The sequence below is a fragment of the Spirosoma daeguense genome (assembly GCF_054776875.1).
Window position 1 is genome coordinate 472,076 of the sequence record NZ_BAAHBF010000007.1, and the last position, 14,781, is coordinate 486,856.

The following is a 14,781-nucleotide window of genomic DNA, read 5'->3' on the forward strand; positions in this document are numbered from 1 at the left end:
TCACTATAAATAGTTGTGGGAGATCAGAAAAAACTGTCAATCTGTCAGCCATAGACGTATTGGAACAGGATTTGAAGCGGGCATACTCATATCATATTAAAGCTAATCATACTTTAACTTTATGGAAGCCGTACAGAACGAGAAAGGTACCATTTCGATTCATACTGAGAACATCTTCCCGATTATTAAGAAGTTCCTTTATTCCGACCATGAAATTTTTCTCCGGGAATTAGTCTCAAACGCTGTTGATGCTACACAGAAACTGCGTCAGTTATCGTCGTTTGGTGAGTTTGGGGGCGAATTGGGTGATTTGAAAGTAACGGTATCGCTCGATGAAGAAGCCAAAACCATTACCGTAAGCGATAACGGTCTCGGCATGACCGCCGATGAAATTAAGAAATACATCAATCAGATCGCTTTTTCGGGAGCATCCGATTTCCTGGAAAAATATAAGGATAAAACCGACGACAAAGGGCAAATCATTGGTCACTTTGGTCTAGGTTTCTATTCGGCATTTATGGTGGCGTCAACGGTTGAGATCGTAACGAAATCATACCGCGATGGTGCCGAAGCAGTACGTTGGGTATGTGATGGATCGACGGAATTCGAGATTTCGACGGCCGAACGTAGTGAACGTGGTACCGACATTATTCTGCACATTGCGCCCGATTCCGAAGAATTTCTGAATAAAGGTCGCTTGCAGGGTATTCTGGATAAATATGCGCGGTTCCTGCCTGTATCGGTTGAGTTCGATGGGAAAGTGGTCAACAACACAACCCCAATCTGGACAAAAGCGCCTTCTGGACTGACCGACGAAGATTATAAAACGTTCTATCGCGAACTCTATCCGATGAGCGAAGAACCGCTGTTCTGGATTCATCTGAACGTCGATTATCCCTTCAACCTGACCGGAATTCTGTATTTCCCACGGGTTAAAAACGAACTCCGGTTCCAGCGGGAAAAAATTCAGTTATATAGCCGTCAGGTATTCATTACAGACGAAGTGAAGGACGTAGTGCCTGACTTCCTGATGATGCTTCATGGCGTAATCGACTCGCCCGATATTCCGCTCAACGTATCGCGAAGCTTCCTGCAAGCCGATGCTAACGTAAAGAAAATCAATGGGTATATCACGCGGAAAGTAGCTGATAAACTCAACGATTTGTTCAACGCTGACCGCAAAGCATTCGAAGAGAAATTTGACGACATCGGCCTATTTATTAAATATGGTATCTTGAGCGATGATAAATTCTGGGAGAAAGCCAAGAATTTCGTATTGCTGAAAAATACCGACGGCGTTTTTGCTACGCTCGATGAGTACCGGGAAAAAGTGCAGGCCAACCAGACCGACAAAAACGAGATGGTGGTTATGCTCTACACCACCGACCGTAAGCAGCAGGATGCCTACCTAGAGTCGGCTATTCGGCGCGGATACGACGTACTCCAGATGGATAACGTTATTGATGCACACTTTATCAACGCGCTGGAACAAAAACTGGAGAAAGTACATTTCGTTCGCGTCGATGCCGATACACTCGACAAACTCATCGACAAAGGCTTAAACAACGAAAGCGTTCTTTCTGAAGATGATCAGACAAAATTGAAAGAATTGTTCGAACAGGCGCTCGATAATAAAATGCTGAATGTGAGTATCGAAGCTCTTCCTACGGATGAGCTGCCCGTTACGATTACAATGCCGGAGTTTATGCGTCGGATGAAGGATATGTCGGCCTTATCAGGCGAACAGTCTTTCTACGGAAATTTCCCGGTAAGCTACAACGTAGCAGTAAATGCTAACCACCCGCTCACGGCTAAAATTCTGGCCGAAACAGATGCTGATGCGCAGAAATCGTTGGTGAAACAGGTTTATGATCTGGCTCTTCTGGCGCAGAATATGCTGACCGGCTCCGATTTGACAGCCTTTGTTCGCCGGACGGTGGCTACCCTGTAAAAGAACGTAGTAATAATAAAGAGGGCTTTGATTGGGAATACTTTCCTGAATCAAAGCCCTAACTTTTTTAGAGTCGGCCGTTGTTGCTACGTGGGATTTGCGTAATGGAACCGCCCGCTTGTTTGACTGGGCGCGAAAACCAGATTTTTCGTTTTGCTGCAAGTCGGCTAATAATAAATAACAACACAGCAACAACCAGAACAATAGCGATTAAGGGCAGGAAAACTGTAAATAACGACAGCCCAAACGACGCTACGTTCTCGGTTGTGGCAATAACCGGATTCGCCAGTCCACCCGTGGTTGTGGTTGATCCCAGACGTATCAGGCTGGTTCCAGCCTGAATAATACCGGCTGTGCTGCCACCCAGCATCAGGCCAAGACCCCAGCGCACTACGTCGCTCTCAACATGCAGGAACGACGTACTGAGCAACGTACCAGCCAATATGGATGCGGGAGTAGCTAACGTATCGAGCAGGTTGTCGAGCCAGGGAATATAATATGCACCTAGTTCGAATAACGTAGCAACAGATAAGCCAATAATGGCAGGCCAGCCGCTCAGCCATTCAAAGCCTTCCATTGTGCCAACAATACCAAATTTGGTAGCAACGCTGGCGATCAGCAACGGTACAAAAACCCGAAATCCGCAGCAGGCTGCCAGACCAACGCCAACACAGGCGCTCATGAACCATTCAATTGTCATACTGAAGCAATTTTTTTACTGAAAAAACTGCGCACTGAAATTCATCAAAAACGCTTCGTCGGTAGCACGAGTCAATGCGGTATAGAGCCATCGAACAAATTCATCGTTGACCTGCCCATCGGGTAAAAAACCCTGATCCACAAACACCGCACTCCACTGTCCCCCCTGCGCTTTATGACAAGTGAGCGCATACGCAAATTTCACCTGTAGCGCATTCAGATAGGGGTCTTTTCGCATGGCTTCGGCCCGCTCTTTTTTGCTTTTGATGTAAAAGTAATCTTTCATTACGCTCTCATACAACGCTTTATACTGGTCAGATGTTAGCGATGGTACGGGCGTATGCAACGTATCGAGCATAATTTTTGCGTCGAAATCGGGCTGATCTTCGTAATCGACCAGCCGCAACGTAACGGTGGCGAACCGGAAACCGTGCATTTCTTCTTTGTTTCGAATCTTTTGCACCTCCACAAATTCGCCGTTCGCCAGAAAACCTGCCGCCGATTCTTCGTCAAGAATAGTATAGTTGTTTCGGGCAATCATGAGCATATCGCCCGCGTCGAGTTCTTCTTCGCACTGGTCAATCATGCGCCGAACAAACTGATTATACTGAACCGCCGTTTTGTTGGAGCGACAGATAATAGCCGTATTTTCCCGGCCATATTTATCGTAAGCGTAGCGAATTCCATCTTCCAGTTTGGTCAATGGCATCTTATAAATATCACTAAACGACCGAACATTGAGCCGGATTTCGGGCGCATCGCCAGCCATTGCTGTGGGCTTGTCGCTTAATAATGCGTCGAATCCAACCGGCTTAGGCATTGGCGACGTATCACTATCGAGCAGCATTCGCAGGCTAGTGGCGTTATATAAAATGCCTGATTCCTCGTCCTGACGCATAACTTCGGTTAGTTCCTGTTCATAAACCGTCATGTCGAACGAACTAGATAGAAACCCCTGATCTAGTGCCGGACTCAAATCTCGCCCTACAGGCGGCAACTGAGCGGTATCGCCCACCAGCATGAGCTTATTTCCCGGATTTTCGAATACAAAGTCAATTAAATCAGTCAGTAAACCTTTGCCGCCAAAGTCAGCTTCGTCCGAAATCATTGAGGCTTCGTCGACAATGAACAATGTGTCTTCGTGGTAATTTTTCTGCCGTTGAAAAGCCAGCGTTCCAGAGCCCGGTTCGGCAACCTGGCGATAAATTTTGCGGTGAATGGTCTGGGCTGGCTTTTTGGCATAACTGGTCATCACTTTAGCAGCCCGGCCAGTAGGCGCCAGAAGTATCGATTTATACCCAAATCGGGGCAGTACTTTAATCAACGTACCAACCAGTGTTGTTTTACCCGTACCGGCGTAACCACGTAACAGAAAACAATCTCGGTAATGCTCAAATTCTTCGTGAGTGATGAACGCGCCTATTTTTTCGAAGAACTGTTCCTGACCAGAAGTAGGCTTAAAAGGGAATCGTTTGGCCATCAATTGAGCGGCCGTTTGCGTTTCGTTCATATGGTTAAAGATACGAAAAAAAGAGGCACAGAGCAAGGGTAGCAGGGATAGCAAGGGGCAGGGTTGGTAGAGTAAGAAAATAAACTATTTTTTCCTCTGCTAACCCTGCCCCTTGCTATCCCTGCTCCTTTTTTTTATATTCACACGCTACTAAAAATCCTTCTCCCTATGAATATTCGCCAAATTCTTCAGAGTAAAACGATTAATGCCCTGTATTCTGTTTCGTCGGATCAAACCGTACTGGACGCGCTTAAAGTCATGGCCGACAAGAACATTGGCGCCGTACTGGTTGTTGACAAGGGTATATTAACCGGCATTTTTTCGGAACGGGATTATGCCCGTAAGATTATTCTGAAAGACCGACATTCCGATGATACGCTCATTGCTGATGTTATGACGGCCAACGTAATTACGATAGCGCCCGAACAAAGTCTGGATGAATGTATGCGTACTATGTCGGACAAACACATTCGCCACCTGCCCGTTATGGAAAATGGCGAACTGATGGGCATTATTTCTATCAATGACGTAGTATCGGCCATTATCGGCGAACAAAAAACCCGTATCGACTCACTCGAAAGTTATATTTCTGGAAGTCCGTACTAATTGGCGTGGTTGTGGCATACATCTTGATAGAGCTTAGCATATAAATTGCCTACCTTCGCGTCTCAAAATCTGGTTAAGTTGTGACGAAAGTGCTTGAGTCGCCCGGCGTGGATTCGCCCCGTCAGGAAGTGGAAAAATTATATGGAAACCGCCTTCGGTTACGGGTATGTGGTTTGTATCGGGAAAATGACCGTTTGCTGATGGTGCGCCATCGGGGCATCGGGCCAACCGATACGTTCTGGTGCCCGCCCGGTGGAGGGGCTGATTTTAATGAAAAAGCTCCAGATGCCTTAACGCGGGAATTTCTGGAAGAAACAGGTTTGTCGGTTGAAATAGGGGAGTTGCTCTTTGTGAATGAGTTTATGCAGTCTCCGCTTCATGCCATTGAACTGTTTTTTGCAGTCGACGTAACAGGTGGTACGCTACGGCAGGGTATCGATCCTGAAATGAGCCTTGATGATCAGATTATTGAGGAAGTCAGGCTTATGAGTTTTGATGAAATTAAGCAGTATCCGCCCGAAGAAGTGCATGCGCTATTTCGCTATTGCGATTCGCTCGATGATGTGTTTCAGTTGCGAGGATATCTGCGTTAATAAACAATAGAATTAATACTAAATGAATAATAAAGAATGAACATACTCTTGAAAACTGTTACGTGAATTGTCAGTATTGATTATCTAATCTTCAGTATTCATTACGTATATATTTCTTTAGTTAGTTATTCGATAAAGTTGTGCAAACTGCTGTGACGCTCACGCCAAATGTGACTATAAGTTCTGACTCGTTCGACCCCCGCCGAACCGATGCTTCAGTATTGTGTTTAGAAGTCGGGCGTGATCGGTTTCGGATGTTGGTCCAGAATAAACGGGGGCAGGGCTTGTATCTGGAAGATTATACCTTTCCGAGTCTGCTAATTGATCGTCCGCTGGCTGGCGTTCTGCCCGATGTATTTCAGGATCATCCGGTGTTGTCGGCAGGGCCTTGGCAGGAAATCTGTATCGGTGTTAATTCTCCGTCATTTACGCTGGTACCGTCTACACTTTATCGTAAAGAGTATGCTGGAAGTTATTTGGCACTGATGCGGGGAGGAGCTTTGCCACCCCACGAGTTTGCGCAGGCGTATGCACACAAGGCCGAAGGATTTCTGTCAATTTTCAATCTAGAACATCCACTGGCCAATTATTTTTCGGAAATGTATCCGCTTCAGCCGCTGACGTTTGTGCATCAGACCAGTTCGCTTATTCAGGCAACGGCCGATCTGAATCGTCACGCGCTCACTCCCGATAATGTATATTTGTACTTTGAGGATGAGTTCGTAACCATTATTGTACGACGTAACGGACAATTAACGTATTGTAATCGTTTTGGCTACAAGAATGCGCAGGATTTGGCTTATTACATCCTCTACGTGTTTGATGAAATCGGTTTGCGGGCCGATGGCGTTCACGCAGTGCTTTATGGAGAGATTACCCCCTTTGCCGAAGCCTATACAGAATTGAGCCAGTTTTTACCCAATTTAGCGTTTGGGCAAACACCTCCGGGGTTGGCGCTGGCCCCCGAATTTGGCGATTTGCCGAACCATCGCTACTTAAGCCTATACGGACTTGGTTTGATGGGTTAATGGAAGCGAACGCAGGAAAGAGTGAAAAATTTGCGTAGCTTTCCCGCCGATTCAATTTCATGCTTTCGCTACCTATGAAACGTATTGCCCTGTTTCCCGGCTCGTTCGATCCATTTACAAAAGGTCATGAAGATATTGTGCTACGTGGTTTACGCGTGTTCGATGAAGTCGTGATCGGCATAGGACGTAATGCGAATAAATCGCGCTATTTTCCGCTCGAGCAAATGATTCGGCTCATCGAGGGTGCATTTCGCAACTATCCGGCAGTGCGTGTAATCAGTTACGATGGGCTAACGGCACACGTAGCACGTGACGTGGGAGCCAAGTTTCTACTACGTGGACTACGTAACACCACCGATTTTGAGTACGAAAACGGTATTTCTCAGGTAAACCGCTACGTTTACGAAGATGTAGAGACGGTTTTTCTCATTACGTCTCCACATCTGGCTCCTATAAGCTCAAGCATTATCCGCGATTTGCACCGTTACGGCCAGCAAATCGACGAATTTTTACCGTATCGTTTAGAAGAAGCAACGGTATAAATTGAGATTTACCACGTATTGCCTAGCTTATTGACTGAATCAATAACGTAGCGTATCGAACTAAACGAGTTCGTAAGTGCCAATTTGGCTTCACGTTGGTCGAACCAGGCCAGTTTCTCAATATCTTCTTCAGTTTGAGGGGCCATCCGGCTTTCGTCCAGCATCGTCATACGGTACCATTTTGTCCGTTTCAGAATCCGACTGCCATTTAGTGTGTACGTATGCCAAGTGGTGCAGATCCGGTCGCCAATAGCAGCCCGAACTCCGGTTTCTTCTTCCACTTCACGAGCAGCGCCCCGCTTCGACGATTCGCCATCATCGAGTTTTCCTTTCGGTAAATCCCAAACACCCCGCCGAAACATCAGTAACATTTTTTGCCCTTTGAAAACCACCCCGCCAGCCGCCTTAATTACCTTAAATGGCTTCTTGATTGCTTCTTCACACGCTTCTTTATCCAGACATCCGAGCGTAACCGACAGTAAATTGCTAACGTTCGCTTTTTGAAGCAGCGAAAGCAGTTTGTTGACAGTGGCAGGCGTTGTATTTAGAATGAGCAAATGGCCCTGTAGCGACTCTTCCCGAAGGGTTTCCAAGCGGGCATCTACAATTTGATCATAGTCATTGAGCGTCGGATGTTCCGTAGATGTAGTTAACTGGGTAGCCACTTTAGGGCCCACGAGCCGGATTGGGTGATCGTTAATAAAGACAATCATTAGCGCAAAGCGAGATTAAGCGTGCAAAACTAACAAAACCAGCCATCTATTGAACAGCTTAACCTGTTGGAAAGCGCTTCAGTTTCTATATTTTTGCAACAGGCCAATCTTATTCCTTTGTGGAACTTCTCATTATACTTTTCCTGACGATTCTGAACGGCGTATTTTCGATGTCCGAAATTGCGCTGGTCTCTTCTCGTAAGTCAAAATTAGAAACGGCAGCCAAAAACGGCGACCGCCGGGCGCAGATAGCTCTCGACTTATCGAATTCGCCCAATCGCTTTTTATCAACCGTACAGATTGGCATTACGTTGATCGGTATTTTACTGGGTATTTTTTCGGGCGATAAACTAACCGACGATGTACAGGCGTATGTGGCTCAGGTTGAATTTCTAAAGCCTTATGCCAATTCTGTAGCAGTCGTGCTGGTGCTGCTCATGCTAACGTACCTATCGCTGGTGTTGGGAGAATTGGTACCAAAACGTATTGGTCTTTCGAATCCGGAAGGCATTGCCAAAACTATGGCTGGCCCTATGATTCTGCTGTCGAAAGTGACATCGCCTTTCATTGCCTTATTGACCATTTCGAGCGATTTACTGCTGAAACTCCTGAACATAAAACCAAACGAAAGTGCCGTAACAGAGGAGGAAATTAAAAGCCTGATTCAGGAAGGTACGACCGGTGGCGCTATCGAAGAAATTGAGCAGGAAATTGTTCAGAACGTGTTTCAGCTTGGAGACCGGAAAATTACGTCGCTGATGACCAACCGGCAGGAAATCGTTTACCTCGATCTGGAAGATGACCTCGAAGAAAACAAGGCAAAAATTCTTGACTATAGGCATTCGGTTTACCCGCTTTGCAATGGTGGTGTCGATGACGTAGTGGGGCTGATTTACTCAAAAGATTTTTTGGGTAAAGACCTCGATACGGAACTGCTGAATCTGATGGCTATTAAGCGAGACGCCCTGTTTGTACCCGAAAATAACCGGGCTTATCAGGTTCTGGAACGATTCCGGGAGCGTCGGCAATACGTTGGCGTGATTGTCGATGAATATGGTGGTGTGTTGGGCGTTATTACGCTCAATGATATTCTGGACGTACTGGTTGGCGATATTAACGACGATGTTGACTCCGATTACGAAATTCGCGTACGTGAAGACGGTAGCTTCCTGATTGATGCGCAATTGCCTTTTGAAGACTTCTTGTCTTATTTTTCGATTACAATTAACGCCCAAACTCGCCGAGAATTATCGGGTTTCGATACGTTGGGTGGTTTTGCCCTGCACATTCTGAAAGATATTCCGAAAGCGGGCGAAACGTTTGTGTGGCACAAATACCAGTTCGAAATTATGGACATGGACAAAAGCCGTATCGACAAAATCATGGTCAAAAAACTGACCGAAGAATAAGCTCATAATACGTAGCAATCAATCAAGCCCAAGTCATTACGTATGACTTGGGCTTGATTGATTTTATAGCCAGCCGAACCGTTCCATCAGCCGATCTTTTTGAGCGCGCGATACCGGAATGGATTGCTGATTGTTCATGATAAGATAACTCCCTTCGCCTTTAACGAATTTCTTGATATGATTCAGGTTGATTAAATACTGTCGGTGAACGCGCATAAAACCGCGTGTTTCCAGTAAATCCTGAATGTCGCGCATTGACTTGGTAACCAGATAATGCGGCCCATCCAGTACGTAAAACTTTGTGTAATTATCGTCAGACTCGCAATAGATAACGTCTTTCAGGTCTACGAACGTAACGCCGTTCTGATAAGGAAGTGCAATTTTATCGGGCAACAGTTTTGTGCTACCTGCCAGTTGGTGCTTCAAGTGGTCGAGTTGCTCCGCCGTTGTCTTTTGTTGTTTCTCGATTCGATTTACGGCTTCGATTAATTCCTGTGTGTCAATTGGTTTGAGCAGGTAATCAATGGCGCTGTACCGAAATGCTTTCAGCGCAAACTTGTCGTAGGCGGTTACAAATACCAATGCAAAAGATATCCCTGATACGGCCTCCAGAAGCTGAAAACCATTCATTTGCGGCATCTCAATATCCAGAAACACTACGTCGGGTTCATGATCAATAATGGCCTGAATACCTTTATGACTGTTGGTGCAGGAAGCTACTACGTCGATTTGCGGGCAGTGCTGCGAAAGACGTAGTGACAATAAGCCTACGGCATTGGGCTCATCGTCTATTATTACAGCGCGAATCATGATGGTGTGGTTTAAGTGAATTTGTGTGAATATATTAAATCGGAATACGTAGCGTCACTTTTGTGCCAGCAGGCTGGCCTTTCTGGTTAGTTAAATCATTGATTACTACGTTGGTCTGAATCTGGTAAAGCTGATTAATGAGCGCAATCCGGTCGGCGGTTATTTTCATACCAAACGATTTTCGCCGGGTAGCCGATTTGCTTTTGAACTCAGCCGCTTTTTGACGACCAACACCGTTATCGGTAATGGTAATCTGAAGTGATTTTTCCGGATTCTGGCTTACGGCAATCCATACGGTACCGCCTTCTTCTTTGTGCATGAGTCCGTGCCAGATCGCATTTTCAACATAGGGCTGGAGCAACAGCGGGGGCAGTAGGACGTTATCGGTATCAATCAGCGAATCGGTCTGGATTTGGTAGTGGAGTTTATTGGGGAACCGCATGACTTCCATTTCGATATAGAGACGTAGCGTTTCGAGTTCATTGGTCAGCGTAACTCGATCTGATTTAGAATTTTCGAGCACGAGCCGGATGAGCCGCGAGAACTTGGTCAGATAGGCCGACGCTTTTTCGGCGTTATTCTGGGCCGTAAAATATTGAATTGAGTTGAGGCAGTTGAAAATAAAATGCGGGTTCATCTGCGAACGTAGTGCCGCCAGTTCAATAGCCTGAGCCTTGTGGGTTACTACTTCGATTAGCTCGTTTTTAGCTCTTAATTCATTATTTCGGTTCGACAGAATACGATTGTAGTTCAGTAAAATCAACCCCACCACAAACGCCAGTACCAGACCCAGCACCAACATATTGCGGGTACGGGTTTCTATGGTTTTGTTTTGATTTAATTCGTTAATAGTCAGTTTGTTAATTAAGTGCTGCTGTCGGGTGCGTTCGACTTGCGCCCGTGTTTGCTGGTGCTGAAGTTGCTGAATTTCGATAAGCCGTTTCAGTTTGTCGCGGGTGGCTTGTTCAAGCAATCGCTGTTTTTCTGATTCCGACCGTAGTCTGGTCAATTCATTTTGCTGACGTAGCGCCAATAACGTTCTTCGCTGGAGTTCTTCGGCCTGTTTATTTTTTAAGGCTACCTGCTCCAGATCAAAACGGCTCTGAATTTTGTAGGTTTCCTGTTGGTTAAATACCTTATCGAGCGAGTCACGCAGGCTGATGTATTTTTCGTAATGGATCAGACTACGTTGCCAGTTGCTACGTTGCATTTCGACCTGATAAAGTGCTTTGTGTGCATTGGTGACAGCCGTTAAAGCTATTTTAGGCAGATTCAGGACATACTGGGCATAATAGGCCGCCGAATCGGGCATATTTAATCCGGCATAACATAAGGCCAGATTGGCTTGTGTCATGCTCAGGTTTTCGGTTTGTTCCAGTTCAAGCCATAATTTTTCGGCCTGCTTTCCATACGTAATGGATTCCCGGTATCGTAGCTGGGTCTGGTAAAAGCCCGAAAAGTCGTTGTTAAGAAAGGCGTGACTTGCTTTGTAGTTTATATTTTTATATTTCTCAACGGCCCGCAGAAAATAAATCTCAGCCAATCCAAACGCCTGTTGTCGCGTGTAATTGACAGCAATACCCTGTAAAATGGCCGCTTTGTATGCTTCAGTGCTGGTTTTGGCCATGCCCGTTCCAAATTGAATAAGCGTATCGGCCTGTAGGTAATATTGGGTCGATTTTTGGTATTCGCGTACGTTCGCGTATAACTCCCCGATATTGTAACAAATACGCCAGAAAACCTGCGGATCATGGTTGGCCTGTTGCATAAGAGCGTAGGCATTCAGGTTAATACGTAACGCTTCTTCGAGGTTTACCTTAATGTTTCGGTAATAAAATGATTGTTGGAACAAGCCCTTTATCTTAAATTCAAGATTACGGCAATAACTGGCATATTCCACCATCTTTTTGCCGTAATACAGGCAGCTATCTTTGTGTTCTCGGGTTTCCCGATAGAGGGCACCCAGATAATTGTATAGACGGAGAATTGTGGTGTCGCGAAGTGGGGAGTGCGGTTTGAGTTTTTCGATCCGCAGTAAACTATGTGCCTGCCGAGCCATAGCCGATGTATAGGCGGTATCTTTAGCGCGATTCATATCGAAAAGCGGCATTGGATACCGCTGGCCAACACTACTTCGAATTGGGAGACGAGGTAATTGCCCCCAACACTCAAACAGGATGCCAGATAATACAAAGAGGAGTATGATTTTCGGCAGGTGCATCCTTATATCGAGTATTATGAATCAGGCCTGTTACTGGCTTAATGATAGTCGTTTTGCGTCAGAGTGTTTATAAACTGACCGTCAATAGCCTGAACGAGTAGGTGAATAGCCTGCTTATGAAGGTGAAAACATTTTAAGCCTCTCTTTAAATAGGAATCTGGACGACAATCTGAGTGCCATTAGATTCTCCTTTTTCGTCGACTAAATCATTGACCACTACGTTGGTCTGAATCTGGTAAAGCTGATTAATGAGCGCAATCCGGTCGGCGGTTATTTTCATACCAAACGATTTTTGCCGGGTAGCCGATTTGCTCTTATACTCAGCCGCTTTCTGCCGTCCAATGCCATCATCCGTAATGGTTACTTCCACAACATTTTGTCTGGTTTGTTTAACCGTGATTCCTACTCTACCACCTTCTTCTTTGTGCATGAGTCCGTGCCAGATCGCATTTTCGACATAGGGCTGTAGTAGAAGTGGCGGTATTTGAATGCCATCGGTATCAATTTCTTCGGTTATCTGAATGTGATACTGGAGTTTATTGGGAAAGCGCATGGCTTCCATGTCCATATAAAGACGTAGCGTTTCGAGTTCATTCGATAACGTAACCCGTTCAGATTTAGAATTTTCTAAGACGAGCCGGATGAGACGTGAGAATTTGGTGAGGTAATCAGACGCTTTTTCGGATTGGTTTTGAGCCGTGAAAAACTGGATGGAGTTGAGGCAATTGAAAATGAAGTGTGGATTCATCTGGGCCCGTAGTGCGGCCATTTCGGTTTCGGCTATTTTCTGATTGAAATCATTAATGAGTCGTTGCAGGCGTTCTTCTTCTAGAAGCTGATTCTGAGTCTGTATGGTAGTGATTCTAGTTGCCAGATCTTGTTCGAGCTGCCGGGTATAATCCTGCTGTAGTCGTTGATTTTCGAGCTGAATAAGGCGAGTACGCTGGCTTAAAGCTAACGAAAAACAGATCAGCTCGAAGAGTACGCCAATGGAGAAGACAACGACTGGATCGAAAAAGAACGGGCCCAGATGAGTGATTGAGAAAAGATCCAGGATGGCAGCCAGAATTGCTGACGTTAAAGCCCCAATAGAGCCAATAAGCAGAAGTTTTGCCTGCGGAATTCCAGATTTTATTATCTGAATAAAAAGCCTGAAAATCAGTCCGTAGAGAAGAAAGATGTAGCCGTCGGCATAGTCAACAACGCTAGCTATAATTTTATAGTTTGATACAGCCCATATAGCATATAAACAGCCTGCAATTAGCAACCACTTTAGTTTTTGAATGCTTTTCTGAAGCGTTGGATAGGCATGGTCAATGTCCAGAAAAGAGCTTACGAAAAGCACATAATAAAACAGAACCACATACTGTCCTACACTAGTCCAGGGCTTGTTGGAACTGATCACTAAATTGAGTTTGAATGTAAAATTGAGGGCAGCAAGAAAAAACAAAAAATTAGACCAGAGGTATAGCCCCCATTGCCGATACGTAGCATCTTGGCTATAAATACTCTGCGCAAAAGCCGACATGCCTAAAAACAGGAAAAGACCCAGAATCAGGCAATAGTACCCAAAATGAAGTAAGCTACCCTCTATTAATAGAAGTGTATCGAACAGTTCGGGGTAGAACGTAGCATGACCCACTAGCATAGTGTTGAAATGGTGGTGCGCCGAACATACTTATTAAATCTAGTTTTCACTATACGTTGTACGCAAAATGCAGCACTAGCTGGGTGAATAGTAGATTTAAGTAGGTAACGGATCGATAGCACCAAAGCTGGTGGAACAACTACCAAAAGTTCGGCCAAAGTGGTTACCACCTTTGGCCAATGGCTTGAATCCCGTTGTTACGAATTTTAGAGAAGATCGTCAATACGAATATCCTTGAATTCAAGGATGATAAAACCTATGATCTGAGGATAGGCTGGTGGACAGAAAGCTACGAATTTTGCGTACTGATTTGCTTTGTTGTTGGCTGTGCTGGCTATGTAAGAGCTAAATTAGGTTTTAGATGATTTATTTTTCAGATTACTAGCGAGTTTCCCAATTTCTTCAACTATGCGTATTCTTGTTGCCGAAGATCACCGAATTCTGCTCGACAGTCTGGCTATGTTACTGTCAAGTATTGACGGTGTAGAGGTAATGTCGAAGCATACGAATGGAAAACAGGTGCTGACCGCGTTGGAAATAGAGTCTACTATAGATCTGATTGTATCTGATCTTCAAATGCCCATTATGGGTGGTATTGAATTGACGCTTCAGCTTCGTGAGCGTTTTCCTCATGTAAAAATTTGCCTGCTGACCGTAGCCGATCAGCCAGAAGCTATCAAAGAAGCGTTGCGGGCCGGTGCTGATGGATACGTATTGAAAAGTGCGGAACGTAGTGAACTGGAAACAGCCCTGTTCATGATTGCCAAAGGCCATAAGTTTTACAGCGAACAGGTGCTTATGCAACTGGCGAAAGACAAAAACGTAGAGCTGTTACCTACTACAGACCAACCGCAGAAAATAAGCATTACTCAGCGAGAACTGGATGTCCTGAAGCTAATTGCTCAGGAATATTCAGGTACGCAGATTGCCGAAAAATTATTTATTAGCCCCACCACCGTTGAAACCCATCGCAAACATTTGATGCAAAAATTAGGCGTTCAATCAACGATTGGTCTGGTTAAATATGCTCTTAAATATCAACTTGTTTAAC

At 45.2% G+C, this 14,781-nt stretch carries 13 protein-coding genes; 7 read left to right on the forward strand and 6 right to left on the reverse strand.

Going from position 1 to position 14,781, the window contains the following annotated elements; translation table 11 throughout:
• Nucleotides 1–121 precede the first annotated feature (121 nt).
• Nucleotides 122–1,951: a molecular chaperone HtpG gene (gene htpG, locus ACYVD4_RS23680; protein ID WP_460949960.1), complete on the forward strand. Its 1,830-nt coding sequence runs from the start codon at nt 122–124 to the stop codon at nt 1,949–1,951.
• A gap of 67 nt (nt 1,952–2,018) precedes the next feature.
• On the opposite strand, the gene ACYVD4_RS23685 is transcribed toward htpG, so the two are convergent.
• Nucleotides 2,019–2,651 carry a DUF4126 domain-containing protein gene (locus ACYVD4_RS23685; RefSeq protein ID WP_460949961.1) on the reverse strand — a complete coding sequence of 211 codons (633 nt, stop codon included), beginning with the start codon at nt 2,649–2,651 and terminating at the stop codon, nt 2,019–2,021.
• A gap of 15 nt (nt 2,652–2,666) precedes the next feature.
• Nucleotides 2,667–4,160, reverse strand: a complete 1,494-nt coding sequence (locus tag ACYVD4_RS23690) for an ATP-dependent DNA helicase (RefSeq protein WP_460949962.1) — start codon at nt 4,158–4,160, stop codon at nt 2,667–2,669.
• 168 nt (nt 4,161–4,328) lie between these two features.
• On the opposite strand from ACYVD4_RS23690, the gene ACYVD4_RS23695 reads away from it, so the two are divergent.
• The 4 genes from ACYVD4_RS23695 (at nt 4,329) to coaD (ending at nt 6,929) form a co-directional block, all read left to right on the forward strand.
• Nucleotides 4,329–4,766, forward strand: coding sequence for a CBS domain-containing protein (locus ACYVD4_RS23695; RefSeq protein WP_460949963.1), 438 nt, complete (start codon nt 4,329–4,331; stop codon nt 4,764–4,766).
• A gap of 80 nt (nt 4,767–4,846) precedes the next feature.
• On the forward strand, nt 4,847–5,359 hold the full coding sequence (locus ACYVD4_RS23700; RefSeq protein ID WP_460949965.1) for an NUDIX domain-containing protein: 513 nt from the start codon (nt 4,847–4,849) through the stop codon (nt 5,357–5,359).
• Between the two features lie 140 nt (nt 5,360–5,499).
• On the forward strand, nt 5,500–6,387 hold the full coding sequence (locus ACYVD4_RS23705; RefSeq protein WP_460949967.1) for a DUF3822 family protein: 888 nt from the start codon (nt 5,500–5,502) through the stop codon (nt 6,385–6,387).
• Nucleotides 6,388–6,461: 74 nt separating this feature from the next.
• A complete protein-coding gene (gene coaD / locus ACYVD4_RS23710; protein WP_460949969.1) occupies nt 6,462–6,929 on the forward strand; it encodes a pantetheine-phosphate adenylyltransferase in 468 nt (155 codons plus the stop codon).
• Nucleotides 6,930–6,937: 8 nt separating this feature from the next.
• Here coaD and ACYVD4_RS23715 read toward each other — a convergent pair whose 3' ends face one another.
• The gene (locus ACYVD4_RS23715; protein WP_460949970.1) at nt 6,938–7,642 is read right to left on the reverse strand and encodes an NUDIX hydrolase; all 705 of its coding nucleotides are present in this window, start codon (nt 7,640–7,642) and stop codon (nt 6,938–6,940) included.
• 119 nt (nt 7,643–7,761) lie between these two features.
• On the opposite strand from ACYVD4_RS23715, the gene ACYVD4_RS23720 reads away from it, so the two are divergent.
• The gene (locus ACYVD4_RS23720) at nt 7,762–9,051 is read left to right on the forward strand and encodes a hemolysin family protein (protein WP_460949971.1); all 1,290 of its coding nucleotides are present in this window, start codon (nt 7,762–7,764) and stop codon (nt 9,049–9,051) included.
• Between the two features lie 63 nt (nt 9,052–9,114).
• On the opposite strand, the gene ACYVD4_RS23725 is transcribed toward ACYVD4_RS23720, so the two are convergent.
• The 3 genes from ACYVD4_RS23725 to ACYVD4_RS23735 form a co-directional block, all read right to left on the reverse strand.
• Entirely contained in the window at nt 9,115–9,861 is a 747-nt protein-coding gene (locus ACYVD4_RS23725; protein WP_460949972.1) for a LytR/AlgR family response regulator transcription factor, read from the reverse strand.
• 34 nt (nt 9,862–9,895) lie between these two features.
• Nucleotides 9,896–11,956 (reverse strand): histidine kinase, encoded by a 2,061-nt coding sequence (locus tag ACYVD4_RS23730; RefSeq protein ID WP_460949974.1) that lies wholly within the window; start codon nt 11,954–11,956, stop codon nt 9,896–9,898.
• A 271-nt stretch (nt 11,957–12,227) separates the two neighbouring features.
• The gene (locus ACYVD4_RS23735; RefSeq protein WP_460949975.1) at nt 12,228–13,730 is read right to left on the reverse strand and encodes a sensor histidine kinase; all 1,503 of its coding nucleotides are present in this window, start codon (nt 13,728–13,730) and stop codon (nt 12,228–12,230) included.
• Nucleotides 13,731–14,138: 408 nt separating this feature from the next.
• Here ACYVD4_RS23735 and ACYVD4_RS23740 point away from each other — a divergent pair, with 408 nt between their 5' ends.
• Nucleotides 14,139–14,780 (forward strand): response regulator, encoded by a 642-nt coding sequence (locus ACYVD4_RS23740; protein ID WP_460949976.1) that lies wholly within the window; start codon nt 14,139–14,141, stop codon nt 14,778–14,780.
• The last annotated feature ends 1 nt before the right edge of the window (nt 14,781 follow it).